General features: G+C 70.3%; 1 protein-coding gene. It reads left to right on the forward strand.

The genetic code is table 11. The annotated features are described in order from the left end of the window. Window positions 1-942: zinc-dependent alcohol dehydrogenase family protein (locus DYI24_RS27180; protein ID WP_246701396.1), on the forward strand; the 942-nt coding region annotated here is incomplete at both ends.

Consider the following 942-nt stretch of genomic DNA (forward strand, 5'->3'; position numbering starts at 1 on the left):
GTGCTGGTTACGGTGAGTGCCTGCGGCGTCTGCCGCACCGACCTCCACGTTGTCGACGGCGAATTGCCGAACATCCGCTATCCGATCATTCCCGGCCATGAGATCGTCGGCCGCGTCGCGGCGGTCGGCGCAGGCGTCACCAGCCATCAGATCGGCGACCGGGTCGGGATTCCCTGGCTCGGCCACACCTGCGGGGTGTGTCGCTACTGCCGAAGCGGCATGGAGAATCTGTGCGACGCGCCGCTGTTCACCGGCTACACCCGCGACGGCGGCTTTGCGTCTCACGCCATCGCCGACGCGCGCTACGCGTTTCCGCTCGGCGAGGCCGGCGATGACGTTGCGATTGCGCCGCTGCTGTGCGCCGGACTGATCGGCTGGCGCTCCCTGGTGATCGCCGGAGACGCCGAGCGGCTCGGCATCTACGGCTTCGGCGCCGCCGGGCACATCGTGGCGCAGGTCGCGCGCTGGCAGGGGCGGCAGGTCTATGCCTTCACCCGCGGCGGCGATGGCGCCGCTCAGGACTTCGCCCGCAGCCTCGGCGCCGTGTGGGCCGGCGCCTCGGAGGAGCTGCCGCCGCAGCCGCTCGATGCCGCGATCATCTATGCGCCGGTCGGCAGCCTGGTGCCCGCGGCGCTGAAGGCGGTGCGCAAAGGCGGCCGCGTGGTGTGCGCCGGCATCCACATGAGCGACATCCCGAGCTTTCCGTATGACCTGCTGTGGGAGGAACGCCAGCTCGTCTCGGTCGCCAACCTCACCCGGCAGGACGGTGTCGATTTTCTGAAGGTGGCGCAGCAGGCCGGCATCCGGACCGAGACCCACGCCTTCCCGCTGCGCGAGGCCGGCGCCGTGCTCGGCAAGATCGCCATCCTGGTGCTGATCATCCTGTTCATCCAAAAGCGCCCCCGCGGCCTGTTCGCGCTCAAGGGCCGCGCGGTGGAGGCA

This window comes from Rhodopseudomonas sp. BR0C11 (assembly GCF_010820945.1).
Classification (GTDB): domain Bacteria; phylum Pseudomonadota; class Alphaproteobacteria; order Rhizobiales; family Xanthobacteraceae; genus Rhodopseudomonas; species Rhodopseudomonas palustris_H.